Origin of the sequence: Qipengyuania sp., assembly GCF_965277845.1 — a bacterium.
GTDB lineage: Bacteria > Pseudomonadota > Alphaproteobacteria > Sphingomonadales > Sphingomonadaceae > Qipengyuania.
Map to the genome: position 1 here is coordinate 1315457 of NZ_OZ255844.1, position 14963 is coordinate 1330419.

Annotated in this window: 16 protein-coding genes; 6 read left to right on the forward strand and 10 right to left on the reverse strand. The window is 63.7% G+C overall.

The features are described from left to right. The 4 genes from ACQY4G_RS06505 (at nt 1) to ACQY4G_RS06520 (ending at nt 2773) form a co-directional block, all read left to right on the forward strand. The gene (locus ACQY4G_RS06505) at nt 1-522 is read left to right on the forward strand and encodes a hypothetical protein (protein ID WP_421989603.1); all 522 of its coding nucleotides are present in this window, start codon (nt 1-3) and stop codon (nt 520-522) included. Between the two features lie 226 nt (nt 523-748). Next, complete coding sequence (locus ACQY4G_RS06510) at nt 749-1357, forward strand: class I SAM-dependent methyltransferase (RefSeq protein ID WP_421989605.1); 609 nt, start codon at nt 749-751, stop codon at nt 1355-1357. A 184-nt stretch (nt 1358-1541) separates the two neighbouring features. Next, nucleotides 1542-2114 carry a helix-turn-helix domain-containing protein gene (locus ACQY4G_RS06515; RefSeq protein ID WP_421989607.1) on the forward strand — a complete coding sequence of 191 codons (573 nt, stop codon included), beginning with the start codon at nt 1542-1544 and terminating at the stop codon, nt 2112-2114. Nucleotides 2115-2164: 50 nt separating this feature from the next. Further along, entirely contained in the window at nt 2165-2773 is a 609-nt protein-coding gene (locus tag ACQY4G_RS06520; protein WP_421989609.1) for an HD domain-containing protein, read from the forward strand. Between the two features lie 154 nt (nt 2774-2927). Here the strand turns inward: ACQY4G_RS06520 and ACQY4G_RS06525 are convergent, their stop codons facing one another. The 4 genes from ACQY4G_RS06525 to ACQY4G_RS06540 form a co-directional block, all read right to left on the reverse strand. Then, nucleotides 2928-3179 carry a hypothetical protein gene (locus tag ACQY4G_RS06525; RefSeq protein ID WP_421989611.1) on the reverse strand — a complete coding sequence of 84 codons (252 nt, stop codon included), beginning with the start codon at nt 3177-3179 and terminating at the stop codon, nt 2928-2930. Nucleotides 3180-3275: 96 nt separating this feature from the next. Beyond that, on the reverse strand, nt 3276-5306 hold the full coding sequence (locus ACQY4G_RS06530) for a S8 family peptidase (protein WP_421989612.1): 2031 nt from the start codon (nt 5304-5306) through the stop codon (nt 3276-3278). Between the two features lie 42 nt (nt 5307-5348). Then, nucleotides 5349-6179, reverse strand: coding sequence for a hypothetical protein (locus ACQY4G_RS06535; RefSeq protein ID WP_421989614.1), 831 nt, complete (start codon nt 6177-6179; stop codon nt 5349-5351). Nucleotides 6180-6189: 10 nt separating this feature from the next. Continuing rightward, complete coding sequence (locus tag ACQY4G_RS06540; protein ID WP_421989616.1) at nt 6190-7170, reverse strand: hypothetical protein; 981 nt, start codon at nt 7168-7170, stop codon at nt 6190-6192. A gap of 436 nt (nt 7171-7606) precedes the next feature. On the opposite strand from ACQY4G_RS06540, the gene ACQY4G_RS06545 reads away from it, so the two are divergent. Both ACQY4G_RS06545 and ACQY4G_RS06550 read left to right on the forward strand, forming a co-directional pair. Continuing rightward, nucleotides 7607-8110 carry a hypothetical protein gene (locus ACQY4G_RS06545; protein WP_421993586.1) on the forward strand — a complete coding sequence of 168 codons (504 nt, stop codon included), beginning with the start codon at nt 7607-7609 and terminating at the stop codon, nt 8108-8110. A 113-nt stretch (nt 8111-8223) separates the two neighbouring features. Next, entirely contained in the window at nt 8224-10461 is a 2238-nt protein-coding gene (locus ACQY4G_RS06550) for a TonB-dependent receptor (RefSeq protein ID WP_421989618.1), read from the forward strand. Here the strand turns inward: ACQY4G_RS06550 and ACQY4G_RS06555 are convergent. The 6 genes from ACQY4G_RS06555 to ACQY4G_RS06580 form a co-directional block, all read right to left on the reverse strand. Beyond that, on the reverse strand, nt 10458-10916 hold the full coding sequence (locus ACQY4G_RS06555; RefSeq protein ID WP_421989620.1) for a DoxX family protein: 459 nt from the start codon (nt 10914-10916) through the stop codon (nt 10458-10460). The genes ACQY4G_RS06550 and ACQY4G_RS06555 overlap by 4 nt on opposite strands. 56 nt (nt 10917-10972) lie before the next feature. Continuing rightward, the gene (locus ACQY4G_RS06560) at nt 10973-12148 is read right to left on the reverse strand and encodes a saccharopine dehydrogenase family protein (protein WP_421989622.1); all 1176 of its coding nucleotides are present in this window, start codon (nt 12146-12148) and stop codon (nt 10973-10975) included. Between the two features lie 57 nt (nt 12149-12205). After that, the gene (locus ACQY4G_RS06565; RefSeq protein ID WP_421989624.1) at nt 12206-12991 is read right to left on the reverse strand and encodes an acyl-CoA thioesterase domain-containing protein; all 786 of its coding nucleotides are present in this window, start codon (nt 12989-12991) and stop codon (nt 12206-12208) included. Beyond that, complete coding sequence (gene dcd, locus ACQY4G_RS06570; protein WP_067692839.1) at nt 12988-13542, reverse strand: dCTP deaminase; 555 nt, start codon at nt 13540-13542, stop codon at nt 12988-12990. Before dcd ends, ACQY4G_RS06565 begins: the two co-directional genes overlap by 4 nt. Before the next feature lie 109 nt (nt 13543-13651). Continuing rightward, nucleotides 13652-14071, reverse strand: coding sequence for a hypothetical protein (locus ACQY4G_RS06575; RefSeq protein ID WP_421989626.1), 420 nt, complete (start codon nt 14069-14071; stop codon nt 13652-13654). Nucleotides 14072-14116: 45 nt separating this feature from the next. Next, on the reverse strand, nt 14117-14893 hold the full coding sequence (locus ACQY4G_RS06580; protein WP_421989628.1) for an ion transporter: 777 nt from the start codon (nt 14891-14893) through the stop codon (nt 14117-14119). Between the last annotated feature and the right edge of the window lie 70 nt (nt 14894-14963).

Consider the following 14963-nt stretch of genomic DNA (forward strand, 5'->3'; position numbering starts at 1 on the left):
ATGCCGTCGGATTCACTGCAGCAATTCGTCAAGGATGCCCAAGATGGCTGGAGCGGCCTCAATTCGGACACCGTGATCCGGCTTACGCAGGCTCTGGAACGTTTGGTCGCGAATTGCGGGGCCGAAGCCTGGTGCCGGAAAATCCATGAAGAGAAACCCGAAACGGTCGAACTCTATCGCGATCAGAAATGGGGCTTCGTCCTGCTGGCGCATACCGAGCGCAAGGGTCTGTATCGCCCCCCGCATGACCATGGATGCGGTTGGGTCTTTTATATTCTCCAGCACGGGGAAAACCGAATCGGGACCTATCGTCTCGTGACCGACAGGCAGGGGCATTCGTCACTGGTGACGCGAGGCGAGAGCACCAAACATCCCGGAGAATGCAGCGTCTACCTGCCCGGGGACATTCACGACACGGAATGCATGTCCGACTATATCGTCCAGTTTCGGCTCACGAGCTCGGATTTTACAAAGGAGAAGGCCGAAGGTCGCATGACCATTTTCTCCGATTTTCGCCGTTAGACGGATTTGGAGCCGAACGGCTTACTCGATATTTCGTCGTCTTTGCTTCATGATGATCGATACTCGGTAGCTCCGGTTCGCGGTGGCGGCGAATCAACGCCTGGCATCGAGCGAGCGGTTCGGCGGTGTCGTATCTTTAAACTCATGTCGAAGGGGGCGAGCATGTCGCGAAAATCGAGGTGAGCGAAGACAGTCGCATCGCGCACCATCCGTCAATCGATTGCCCATGACTTCCAGTTTCCATCACCGCCCCGGCAATTCCGATCCCTCCTTTGGCTATGATGCGGTCGCCGACGCCTATTGCGCTGCCCGCTCTTCCATCGGGCGCGAGGTGGTCGAGACCTGGGCCGCGCAGCTTCCCGAGGGCGGCGCGGTTCTCGACGTCGGCGCCGGATCGGGCGATCCGATGACGCCCGTTCTTCTCGAAGCGGGTCTCGATGTCTTTGCGATCGATGCGTCGCCTCGTCTTGTCGCACTCTACCGCGAGCGTTTCCCAGAAGCGCGGATCGCCTGCGAACCGGCGGAGACGAGCCCCTTTTTCGCGCGCACTTTCGACGGAGTGCTGGCGATCGGCCTCGTCTTTCTCTTGCCCGAAGCGAGGCAGCGCGTAGTGCTCGCGAAGATGACAAGGGCGCTCAATTCCGGGGGGAGCCTGCTCTTTTCCGCCCCGCAGCAGATGGTCTCCTGGGACGACGCTCTCACCGGACGGCCTTCGCGCTCGCTTGGCGAAACGGGCTACCGCGCGATCCTGCACGATGAAGGGCTCGATGTGGTCGCAACGTCGAGCGATGAGGGCTCGAACCATTATTATCACGCGGTGCGGCCCGCATCTTGACTGGACAAGCAGGCTGCGTAGCGGATCGCGCTTTGCCGATCTCCCGTTTCCGGTTTTCTGCGCGCAGCGCGGGCGACCTCCCCCAACGGCGTCCAGACCGAGCACCGGGATAAGGCCCCAGCGAAGTGTCCTACGGCGATGCCGATATGGCCGATACCCGCCTCGATCGGCTATGAGGGCATTCATGCCATTCGATCTGCTTCGCATCGATGACCGACTTTCTCATGGCCTGAGGCATTGGCGGCGCACAGGCGGCGTGAAGCAAGAGAGCCTCGCGCATGATATCGGTGTCTCTCAGGCGACGATCTCGCGGCTGGAGAGCGGCCAAGCGCTTCCCGGCGAGCGCGATCTGCACCAATTGCTGGCGCGCATTTCTGCGAGCCCGTCGGCGCCGTCCGACAGGCAGCTCATTCGGCTCGTCCGGCAATCGGCCGAGCCGCTCCACCTCGTCTGCGATCTCACCCATCGTTTGCTCGCCGCTTCACCGTCCCGGGCTTCGGAATGGGCCATCGCGCCCGAGCGACTCAACGGCCGATCATTGTGGCGATACGCGTCGCCTGACATCGTCGAAGCCGAATGTGGGCTGGGCGCGATCGGATGGCACGAGCGCACCTCGCTCGAGACACGATTTGTCACCGCTTCCTTCGAATCCTCCGCTATATCCATAAGAAAGAGCGTCGTGCACTGGGTCAGGATTCCGCTGGCAAACGGGACGTTTGCCCGCCTCGTTCGAACCGGCAATGTCGGCACTGAATAAAATATTCGCCCGATTGAGATCGGACACGGCGCGCGGGTAAGCGTTGACCCATGTCCAACGATCACGTTTCCCCCGGTTCTCCGCCCCATGAGAAGGGGCGCATGCATGCCCTCCTCGCCTTCCTTCAGAGTGCGGAACGGCTCAAGGACACCTTGCGATCGGGGCGAACCGCAATGGGCCGACCGGAAAGCACTGCCGAACACACCTGGCGGCTCTGCCTTCTGGCGATGCTGCTCGAACGCGATCTACCGGGCGTCGACCATCACCGTCTGCTGAAGATCTGCATGCTCCATGACCTTGGGGAGGCGATTTCCGGCGACGTGCCTGCTCCCGCGCAGGGCGCAGATGATGGACGGCATGCGCGGGAGCGTGACGGTTTCGAGGAGCTGTGCTCCGAGCTTCCGCGCGACCTGCACGAGGAGTTCCTCGAGCTATACGATGACTATGCGCAGGGCCGTTCGATCGAGGCGCAGTTCGCCAAGGGGCTGGATAAGCTCGAGACCATGCTCCAGCACGTCGCGGGCAAGAACGCGCCGGGTTTCGATTATGCCTTCAACCTGGGTTACGGCATCGAGGCGACTTCGCGCCATCCCCTGCTCGTACGATTGAGGCGCATCGTCGATGAAGAGACCAGGATCAGCATGACGGGACCGACCTGATCCTTGCGCCGAGCTTGGCCGCCGGGGCGGGGCAATCGCGCGAGAAGCCGCCGGGCCGTCGGTGCACGAGATGGTCCCACCGGCATGCGAACCATTGGCCGGGCTAGTTCGCAAAATCCGGTTCGCGCGTTGCGCGCGCACCGCGGGTGAGATGTCAATCGATCAGGGGCAGGTCGCGCGAGATCGAGACGGCTTCGACCGCAGGATCGTGTTCGAGCCGCTCAAGCACCGAGCGATCGACCTCGGCGGAATAGATCTGCCTACCGAAGCGTGCACGGCATGCCGTATAATCGGGGACCGATGCATCCTTGGCGAGCTTGATCAGTACCAGAAACCGCTCGCGGCGCGCAGGATCGGCGGCTTCGCGCAAGGCGGGAAACCCCTCGATCTTTTTCAGCGATGACAAATCTATGGGCATTAACGGCGCTCCAGAGCTTTATCGAATATAGCAATCGCGACGCCGGTCTTCAATTCGCGAGGGTGTCGTCGCATCAAGACCGTATCAGATGTGCGCGCGTCCGAAGCCGCGTCGCGGATGCCAAGTGCTCTTCCCGCCTTTGGGCGGGTCGCGCCGTGCTCGGCGGATCAATTCGTCACGCAGCTCGTCGATCGACAGGTCCTGCCCGCGCCGCGCCGCATCGGCGTAAAGCAGTGCAATCAGGCCGCTCACCGCCGGTGCCGCCATACTGGTTCCGGATTTGCGCGTCACGCCCCCGGTCGTGCGCGAACGCGCCGCAAACACATTCTGGCCCGGGGCCGAGACTTCCGGTTTCTCGCGCCCGTCGCGCGTCGGCCCGGTACTCGAATAGGTGTAGACGGGTAAGCTCGCTTTGTGCCCGTCGAAGGCGCCGACCACGATCGCCTTGCGCGACGTCGAGATCGAACCCAGCGTATGGCTCTCGACCGGCTGCGTGAAATAGGATTGCGCGTAGTCGTCGCGTTCGATCCAGGCATGAAAATCGGTGCCCTGCGATGTCATGTTGGTGAGCCGAACGGTCCACTCGCCTTCCATCACGTTTTCTGCCACCCAGATGCCGATCGCATTGTCGCCATTGGTGCGATTGCCGACAATGCTCGCAATGAAGATGATAACTTCGTGATCGCCCAGCGGGAGGCTGGATCCCGGTCGAACGGGGCCGAAGCGTGTCCCGTCCGGCGCGATGAGTTCGACCTCGAGGCGACGATCGCCATCATACCAAAGCTCGAATTCGCCGCCCCATTCCCCTGGATGGTCCCAGCCGATATCGAGGCTGCCCGATGCCGTCACCCGGCCGCTTGTGTGCGTCCCGTCGCCATGCGAATTGCCTGCTGCGATCACGATCGCGCGATTGGAATCGCCTTCGACGAGCGCATCGATACCCTGTTCGACCAGCGATGAGCCATCATGCGGGCCGCCATTGGTCCCCAGGCTGAGATTGACGACGCATGGCCTGTCCCCCGCTTCATCGAAGATGTAGCGCACCGCTTCCAGAAGCTGCACCGAATCGCCGAAGTGCTGGTTCACGACACCCGGTCCCATCCGCGAAATGTCGGATGCTGCGATATCGACGAAGATCAGGGTCGCTTCCGGCGCAATTCCTGCCTGACCCGAACCCGTGCCATTTCCACCGGCAATGTCCATCACATGCGTCCCGTGCGTGCCGGTCCGCAAGGGCGAATCGGGTTCCGGGCCGTAGCCGAGCGCGTCGTAAGGATCGCTGGCCGACAAGGCGGCATCGATCTGAGCGGCGCTGTAGCGCCTGCCATAGCCCATCGGGCTGTCGATCGACGCGATCCCAAGCTGGTCCCAAATCGATTCCAGGCGGCTCGACCCATCTGCGCGCATGAAATTGCGATGCGCGAAATCGCAGCCGTAATCGACAACGCCGATGACGACCCCGTCGCCGCCCTGCGGGTCGAAGCCCTCCGGGAAGGAGGCCGGATCCGCACCTGTCTGCTCCACACTCGCGCCCAGCGTCGGATGGACCGGCTGCGCCGCGCGAAGATCGAGAATATCAGTCTCTGCCGCCAGGGCTTCGACCCGGTCGATAGGAATCCTTCCGGTGACCAGAAAGCCTCGGCCTTTGGCTTTGCCCAGCTGCGCCCCCGCCATGACATCGGGGTGTTCGCGCCAGGCTTTGAGCGTTCGCACATGCGCGATCACGCTCACTTCATCGGCTTCGGTCGAGGCCGTCGCAAATCCGCGCATGCCCGAGCGGCGATTGGCGAGGGCGAGCTGCAGGCGCGGATCGAGGTCGGCATTCTCCGACACTGCGAGTTCGCGCAGCGCTCGCGCGCCGAGCGCGCGCGAATTGGACACCTGCGTCGCGAGGCGCGGGCGCGCTGTGCCCAGTATGTCCGCCTCGGTCAGCGTTATCGCGGCGTCATCCAAAACTGATTCCGGAAATCGGCCGACCTGCCCGGAGATGACTGAGGGGAGTCTTTGGCCGGCGACCGCGCGTGCGAGCAAGGAGGCGAGACTCGGCAGCCGGTGGCGGACCGCGCCGCCTTCGCGCCGTGGCGACGGCTTTTCCTTGTCTGTTTCCTCGCCCATGCCTTTCTCCCTTCTGGTTAGGACAGACCGCCCGGGCGGTCTTCAGGCGGCTGCGCCGCGCTTCAGTGCCTGCTCCTTGATCAGGTAGGGTGCCAGCGAGACCCACATGATGGTGACAAAGCCAAACAATCCCGCCCCGGTTTCGGCGTTCACCGGCGCGCTGAAACCGCCTTCTTCCACCCAGAAGCCGCCGGTGGCGCCGACCCAGAGGAGGAATGACACGAGCGAGGCGCCGATCTCGTTCCAGGCTGGTTCGCCATCCTCCTTGGTGGCGAAATAGCGCAGGGCGATCACGAAGCAGGCGACGATGACGATCACCAGTGCCACGATCGACGCGCTGCCATCTGCGAGCGTCAGCCCGAGCGGAAACAAAGTTGCCGCTTCGATCGGAAACAGCTTCGCCACATCGGCGACATAGGCGGGAGCCTCACTGGATTCTTTCCCCGCCGCTGCGCTTCTCTCGCTGGTGATACCTGGCCGGGTCGTGCGCGATGTGCGGCTCGAAGCAACCCGAAGCGAACCCGACAGAGCGCCGAGCTGGCGCGCGGCGCGGCTCGTCGCGCCAACCAGCTTGCTGGCCCTCGCATTGGCTTTGGTCGCCGCTGCGATAACGCTCTGGATCGCCTTCGCATCCTTAGGATCGGCAGCTTCTGCTTTGCTTCGGGCGTCTCGCGCAAGGGCGACGACTTGCTCGCCATCGGGCACTTCGCCACCGCCGAACTGGTCCTCTATCCGCTCGCCGAGATTGCCCGCTAACCAAGCGCGCTGCAGGAGAATATTTCGGCTCTGCGGGTTCTGAACCCGCATGGCGAAATTGCTCAGGCTGTCGCGCATTGCTTCGAGTGCATCGATCACTTTGGTGGCCGAACTCATGCAGCCCTCCTCATTTCAGTGGCGGGAAAATTGCGGCTATCTGACTCAGGATCGAAAAGACTGCGCGCCGGTTCTCGCGCGCGATCCGCGCGCGCTCGGCCTCGCTGAAATCGCCGGCGAGCGCCCGGCGCATGGCCTGATCGACCTTGGCGAGCTCGGCCAGCACCTTGGCCAGCTCCTGGGCTGCCTCGGTATTGGCACCGCTCACGAGATCGTTTGCTGCGGCAATCTCACGTAACAACGCACGTCGCTCGGCAAATGGCGCGCGCTGCGCCTCGCTCGCATAGGCAAGCGAAAGCGCAAGCAGCAGCTGGGTATCGGCATTGCCTCCCTGAAGGCTCTCGAGCCTGCCAATCGCCGTTTCAAGATCCTCGATCAGCATCGCGGTGTTGGCACGATCGACAAGTGCGCGCACCTTGCGAACCTTCATCTTGGTCTCGTACATATCGCTCAGCGTCTGCACCAATGTCAGCACCGCATCCTGTCGTTCGCCGGTGAGCGGGCCCAGATCGATCGCCACGCCCCCGGCAATGCGATTGATGTCGGTCGCCGCGACCGCAAGCGTGCTCGTCGCGGTCGCCAGCGTGAGACGCGCTTCATCGGGCTTTTCCTCCAGAATATCGGCGAGCGCTGCCTGGTATGCAGCAAGCCCCGCCACGATAGTCGTGAGCGTAGCCAGCCGATCTTCCGCAATCGGTTCGAGCGAGACCTCTATCTGACGGGCTTCGGGCACGCCTTGAAGATCGCACAGGCTGCGCGAACCATCCCATTGCCGATCCACGGTAATGGTGCCGCCCCACATGCAGAGGGGATCGCTCGCGACGAGCGCGACGGCCGCTTCGCGCCGCCGCAACTGCAGCTCGTTTGTGTAATTGCGCGCAAGGGCAACCGTCGACCTCGTGACCGTCGAGGCCGCGCCGGCCCGTTCGAGCTGCAGGTTCGACGCCGCGCAGCCGGACAGCAGGAGCGCTGCAAGAATGGCGATGCGCATATCGATGCCCCTTCCCCAAGATTGCGCGGTCTGAGTAACACAAGGGCACGAGAACCTCAATCGAATGTATTTTCCCCCCACCAATACCTACCACCGCATGATTTTTCTGTTTTCGGTTTCGTCTCTTCGAAAACGAAAACAGTAAACGCGAGGTTGAGTGGAATAATGAACCAGGCCAATTCACGATCCGGGGGCGGTGTATCGCGGGATGAAGAGGAAGATTGACCATACCCATTATACGGCATTTCGGGCGACCCCTGAAAAAGGGGCGGCCGCTTGCATTGCCCTCCCGTTGCATCGGCTTCCATGTCGAACTTCCACCGCATGGTTTGCGAAGTATCGCGGACCATTCTAGCCTTGCGCGCGTTCGACGCGGGAGGAACCTATGCGCGCACTGGCTTCGTTCGGATTATTGACATTGGCGCTAGGCTTGGCGGTGCCGGGGCAGGCGCAGGATCGACCGGTCACCGACCAGCGGCCCGATGCCGAAGACGTGGTCACCACTCCGCTGACCGATCTCAACCTCAAGAAGGGCGAAATTCCGCCACTGCTCGAGCGAGCGGTCGAACGACCCTACGATCTCGAGGGGCTAGGGAGCTGCAGCGCGCTGATCGGCGAGGTCGAGCGGTTCGACATCATGCTCGGGGACGATTTCGATCTTCCCGCGGAGGAACTGGGCGGGCTCGGCGCGGGCGCTGTCGGCAAGATGGCGGTCAGTTCGCTCATTCCCTTTCGCGGCCTGATTCGCGAGGTGTCGGGCGCGCGCAAGCAGCAGGAGCGATTGGAGACCGCGATCCGTGCGGGTCTCGCGCGGCGCGGCTTCCTGAAGGGCATCGGTGCCCAGCGCGGCTGTGCCTATCCGGCGCGACCGGCACGCGAAGCCGATATCGCCCGCATCGTCGCGCAACGCCAATCGGAAGAAGCCGACCGCGACGAATAGACCGTCTTCGCGGCGGTGCCGTTCGTCGTTCAGCCGCGTATTTTCGTCGAACGAAGGCGAATCTGATGCGAAAAGGGGTTGCGCGCGCGGGCCGGCTCTCTATCAGGCACGATATGTTGTATCGTTCTAAACACTCGCTCCGCCTTTTCGGTTCCACCCTGTCGGTCGCGGCCATGCTTGCCGCGGGTCCGGCGCTTGCCCAGACGGCCGGCGACACGGCCGTCGCCACGCAGGCAGCTGCCGACGACGAGCCGCCCGCCGAAGATCTGCACGATCGCCGGATCGACTACCAGGGCCGGATCGTGGTCAGCGCCGAAGGGATCCGCGATCTCGACCTGCTGGCGGGCACCGATGTCGTCGAGGGCGTCGAACTGCAGCGCAATCTCGACGGGCAGATCGGCGACGTGCTCGACAGCCAGCCCGGCGTTTCGGCCAGCGGTTTCGCACCGGGCGCCTCGCGTCCCGTATTGCGCGGTTTCGCGGGCGAACGCGTCAAGGTGCTGGTCGACGGGATCGGTGCGATCGATGCCTCGAACACTTCGGACGACCACGCGGTGTCTATCAATCCGCTTGCTGCCGAACGCATCGAAGTGCTGCGCGGCCCGGCCGTGCTGCTGTTCGGCAGCCAGGCCATCGGCGGCGCGGTCAATGTGATCGACAAGCGCATCCCGCGCCGTATTCCGGCCGAACCGATCCATGTCGACCTTCTGGCGCGCGGCGATACCGCGAGCAATCTGCGCGAGTTCGGCGGATCGGTCGACGTGCCGCTCGGCAGCAGTGGCGTTGTGTTCCACGCCGACGGATCGTGGCGCGAAACCGACGACCTCGAGGTCGCCGGATTTACCGTCGCCCCCGCTCTGCGCGCCGAACTGCTCGAAGAGGCGGCGGAAGAAGAGGAAGAGGGCGAATTCGAGGAGGCCGAGGAACTGCGCGAGGCGGCCGAACAGCGCGGCGTGCTGCCCAACAGCGCGACCGAAACCTGGACCGCCAATGCCGGCCTGGCCTTCTTCCGCGGCGACAGCACGCTCGGCGTATCCTTCGGCGTCTACGACACCGCTTACGGCGTTCCCGGACGGCCGGGTGCTGGGCACCACCATCATGGCGAAGAAGAAGGTGACCATGGTGACGAGGATCACGAGGATGAGGATCACGGCGAAGAGCACGGCGAAGAAGAGGGTGAAGAGCTGGTCAGCATCGGCCTGCGCCAGTATCGCGCAGACCTGCGCGGTGACATCTTCCTCGGCGAAGGCTTCTTCGAGCGGTTGAAGATCCGCGCGGGCTATTCCGACTACACCCACACCGAGTTCGAAGGCGACGAAGTCGGCACCGTGTTCGACGTCGAAGGCCTCGAAGCGCGCGCCGAACTGGTGCAGGACACCTCCGGCCCGTGGCGCGGATCGCTCGGCGTGCAGTATTACTGGCGCGACTTCGAAGCCATCGGCGCCGAAGCTTTCGTCGCGCCCAACCGTACCGACCAGATCGCCGTTTTCGCACTGCAGGAATACAGCAGCGGACCCTTCCAGATCGAAGGCTCGGCGCGCTTCGAAAGCACTGCTGTCGATGCGGCCACGCTCGGCATCGAACGCAGCTTCGACACGTTTTCGGGTGCGCTCGGCTTCGCTTACGATGTCACGCCCACCGTGCGTACGGGGATCAATCTTTCGCGCGTCGCACGCGCGCCGTCGGGTGAAGAGCTCTATTCGAACGGCCCGCACATCGCCACGCAAGCCTTCGAGATCGGCGATCCCGATCTCGATGAAGAAAAGGCCTGGGGCGCGGAAATCTTCGCGCGCGGCAGCATCGGCGGGGCGAGCTTCAGCATCGCTGCCTATCGCAACTGGTTCGACGACTTCATCTACCTGACTCCGAACGGCGAGGAAGAGGACGACCTACCCGTGTTCCTGTTCCTCCAACAGGATGCGACATACACCGGGATCGAGGGCGAACTCGCGTTCGACTTCGTCGATACCGGCGATCTCACCGTCGGCACCGAATTGCTGGGCGAATACGTTCACGCAGAGCTCGACGACGACACCTTTGTCCCGCGCATCCCGCCGCTTCACCTGGCGGCGGCGCTGACCGCCTCGACCCGCGCCTTCGACCTGCGCGGCGAGGTCGAGTGGTACGACGATCAGGACGACGTCGCCGCGTTCGAAACTGCCACCGACGGCTTCACCCATGTGAATGCCTCCCTCGCCTGGCGGCCGCTGCGCGACAATCCGAACATCAGCATCATCCTGAAGGCAGACAACATCTTCGACGAGACAGGCCGCCGCCACACCAGCTTCACGAAGGATTTCGTGCCGCTTGCGGGCCGCAACTTCAGCGCGAGCGTGCGCGCCAGCTTCTAGTCGGAGCCGGCGCCGCCCGCAGCCTCGGCCTTGCCCTCGGCGCGGGCGGCGCGGACTTCGGCGTCGAGCCGTTTCGCGCGCTCGTCGACCACCTCGATCCGGCTGCGCTGCTGGCCATAGGCGAAGACCATCAGCAGCCCGCCGATGATGGCGAGGTTCTTCAAGGCCATCGCGGCCTGGACCTGGTCGGTCACCTGCTCGTGGAAGAACAGCGTCGCGAGCGCGGTGAAAACCACCAGCGCCAGGCTGGCGATGCGCGTCATATAGCCGCTGGCCAGCACCAGCCCGGCGACGATCTCGAACACGCCGACGGCCAGCGCCATGCTGCCGGGGAAGGGCGACTCGGCTTCCATGTAGGCGGCCGTCCCGGCGGTATCCATCACCTTCCCGAATCCGGCGAATACGAACAAGGCGCCGAGCAGGATGCGCCCGACCAGTGCAGCGATTGTAGCCATCGTTTTTTCTCCCCCGTTGATTGTCCTTGCGAAACTCCCGCTCGCGCGGCGGGTTCCTATTCCTCCACCGCGAAGGTCAGCTCGGCGTGCTCTCGCAACCGTTCGACCAGCGCTTCGCCAAGGAAGGAGCCGGGCGTGCCGATACCGCCTTCGGCGTCGCAGTCGAGCAGTGCCATGCCGGTTTCAGCGAGCATCCGGCTGGTCGAGCCGTAGCCCGGATCGTACTTGCCCTTCACGCCGTAGTGGAGCCGCTTTCCATCCGGCCATTCGCCTACGAACAACACGTCGTAATAGCCGTTCTCGCGCTCTTCCTTGCTCGGCCCTTCGCCGGGCTTGGGCGGCTTGGCACCGAACGGGTTCTTGAGCATCTCGACCACCGCATTGGCAGCCGCCTTGCCCGCTTCGCCGGGGCTCGTGAGCATCATCTCGTCATAGCGTAAATCCTCGCCATAGGGATGCCCGCGCAGGAAATTGGTGCGATGCACGTTCTTGGTGTTGATCGTCGCCATGATGAAGGGCGCGGCCCATTTGCCCAGTTCTTCCTCATGGCGCGGGATCATGCCGCTGGGCTGGTCGGGGCCCTCGAAACCGGGTGTCAGGCCGAAGGGATCGTTCAGAACCTTGATGATGCCGGGATTCTTCGCGGCCGCCTTCATCGTCGCGGTCAGGCTGGCTGCGGTGCCGCCCGAGAAGGTGCCCTGCATCGCGCGCACCCGGCCTTTCACGCGCGGGGCGGGCGAACCGTGGCGCGCTACCGCTTCTTTCTGCAGCATCAACACGCCGAGATCGAAGGGGATCGAATCGAACCCGCTCGAAAAGGCGATCCGCGCGCCGCTCTGCTTCGCCGCTTCGTGGTGCTTGTCGATCTGTGCGCGCATCCAGGCGGGTTCACCGCACAGATCGGCATAGTCCGTGCCGGTCTTGACGCAGGCGGCGACCAGCTTGTCGCCGTAGAGCTGGTAGGGCCCGACCGTGGTCAGCACGACCCTGGTACGGTCGCACATCGCCTCCAGGCTCGCCGGATCATTCGCATCGGCGACCACCAGCGGGGTGGATTTGGGGGCGCCGATTTCGTCGCGCACCGCCTCCAGCTTGTCCATGCTGCGCCCGGCCATCGCCCATTTGGGGCCATCGCTCCGGCTACCATATTCGCGCACGAAGTGCTCGGCGACGAGGCGCCCCGTATATCCGGTTGCGCCATAGACGATGATATCGAATTCGCGGTCGGCCATGGATTATCTCTCCTTCGAGCGCATGTGTGCGCGCGGACGTGCGGAGAGTCAAAGCCGTTACGTCACGAAGGGCGTGTGCGGCAGGACCCCGGTCTGGCTCGAGATTGCCAGCAGAGTACCGTCCTCCGCAAAATGGCGCGCGCTGCCATGGACCACGCCACGGTCGAAGGCTGCAAACTCGGTCACGCTCAGCACCCAGCCGGGTTCGGCGGCACGGATAAAGCGGAAGGTCGCATCGAGGCTCGACCCGCCGCGCGTGCGCGGATGCGCACCTAGGAAGAAATCGCTCACCAGGGCGAGCCAGCCCGCATCGTTGGCGAACCCTGCGGCCGAGCGCGACCACACCGCTTCGTAGCCCCGCGCGTTGTCCTCGTGCGCGATGCGGCGTTCGAGCTGACCGACGAGATTGTCGTCATAGCCGTTGGGATCGGAAGGCTTGGCCTCGCTGTCGTCAGGCCTGGGTACATCGGGCATCTGCGCGAATTGCGTATCGCTGTCTCCCGGCCTTGCGCCGAGGGCCGCGCTGACGCGGTGCACGGGACGCTCTCCGGCATAGGCGGTCGCCGCCCATTGCGAGACGCTCCTGCCGCCGCCGACCGGTTCGCAGTGAATGACCAGCTCGTCCACGCCCTGCGTCGGCGAAAGAAACTGCGTATTGGCCCAGAGCAGCGGCTGACCGCTTTCCTGCTCTAGTACGTCGATCGTCGCCGCCAATGCAGCGCCGCCCATCACATGCGGATGTTCGGGAGGGCCGACCGTGGCCGGCCTGGTGACCGGGAAGAGATAGCGGCCCTCACCGACTTCGGGTGCGCATCGCCAGAAGGGGAAGCGGGCGATGCTCACAGCCTTGGCAAGGTCACCCCGCGCTGGCCCATATATTTGCCCGCGCGGTCGGCATAGGTGACTTCGGGCCGCTCGTTACCCTGCAGGAACAGGAACTGGCACGCGCCCTCATTGGCGTAGATCCTGGCAGGCAGCGGGGTGGTGTTGGAGAACTCCAGCGTGACGTGCCCTTCCCAGCCAGGCTCGAGCGGGGTGACGTTCACGATGATGCCGCACCGCGCATAGGTGCTCTTGCCGAGGCAGATCACCAGCACGTCCTCGGGTACGCGGAAATATTCGACCGTGCGCGCCAGCGCGAAGCTGTTTGGCGGGATCACGCAGACCTCGGTCTCGCGATCGACGAAGCTGTTGCTGGCGAAATCCTTGGGATCGACCACCGCGGAATCGACGTTGGTGAAGATCTTGAACTCGGGCGCCACGCGCGCGTCGTAGCCATAGCTCGACAGTCCGTAGCTGATCACCCCCTCGCGCCGCTGCGCCTCGACGAAGGGTTCGATCATGCCCTCGTTCAACGCCTTGTCGCGGATCCACTTGTCCGAAAGAATCGCCATGGCCAAGGGATTCCCGATTGGCCTCGCCGGGGCAAGCGGAGCGAAGGGAATATCCCCTTCTGCGGCTGGGGGAGCCTATGGGTGGGCCGAAGACAGGTCCACTGGCGGCTCACCTTGTTTTCGGCGTGACGATCCAAAACAGCAGACCGGCAACAAGGATCCCAAGGGCGGTTGCGCCGATGTCATTCAGATCAAAGACGAACCGATCGCTCGTCGTCTGTATGGCTTCCCATGCCAGCAGGCCGACACCACTGATGGATGCACAGATGAGAAACCGGTGCTTGGCGGAGCCGGGGGCGGCCTCGGCCTTATGGTTGGTCCAGATACTGAGCAGTACGAAGGCGATGGCGATTGCAGCGGCGAAGTTGGGTAGGGTGCCAAGCAGATAATCGCTTGTCGGCCCCGACCACCTCGGATTGTCACGCAACCGATGGACCACCGTCAAAAGCGCGAGGGCGCCAATGCCTGCCAGCCCGTAACGTGTCGATAGCTGCATCTTGCGCTCCAGCAAACCAAAGCGTTTTGCCACAACTCGATCGACGTCGGCAATCGGGGCGTGTCCAGCCCCATCGCTCTACTCTTCGCCCCGGTTCCTCAGTGCGCGTACTTCCCGTCTCAGGCCCCGCAATTCGCGCAGGATTTCCTCGCGCTCGTCATGCGCTTCCTCGCTGGTGGTTTCGGCCATCGCATTGACGATTACACCGATGAACAGGTTGAGGACGATGAAGCTGGTGAGCAGGATGAACGGGACGAAGAACGCCCAGGCATAGGGGTAGAGCTCCATCACCGGACGCACGATCCCCATCGACCAGCTTTCCAGCGTCATCACCTGGAACAGCGAATAGAGCGAGGCGCCCAGCGTCCCGAACCATTCTGGAAATGCCCCGCCGAACAGCTTCGTCGCCATCACCGCGCTGATATAGAACAGCAGCACCAGCATCACGATGACGGTCCCGATGCTGGGGATCGCGCTGAACAGGCCGACGATGACCTTGCGCATGCTCGGCACGACCGAGACCAGCCGCAACGCACGCAGGATACGCAGCGCGCGCAGGACGGAGAATTGTTGGCTGGCAGGGATCAGCGCCACGCTGACGATCACGAAATCGAACACGTTCCAGCCATTGCGGAAGAAGCGCCACCCGTAGGCGAACAGCTTCAGCGCCAGTTCGACGACGAAAATCGCGATCGCCGCCCGGTCGAGCGCAATGATGAATGGCCCGAACCGCGCCATCACCTCGGGCGAGGTTTCGAGGCCGAGCCCGATGGCATTGAGCACGATCACCGCGGTGATCGCGTGCTCGAAGCGGCGGGTCTCGACAAGGGCACGGATGCGCTCGCGCAAGGTCATTCGGCCTCCATAGACAGCGAATCGGCCTTCACCGCGCCGCACGAGACCGCGCATTAACATTGCCGCAAGT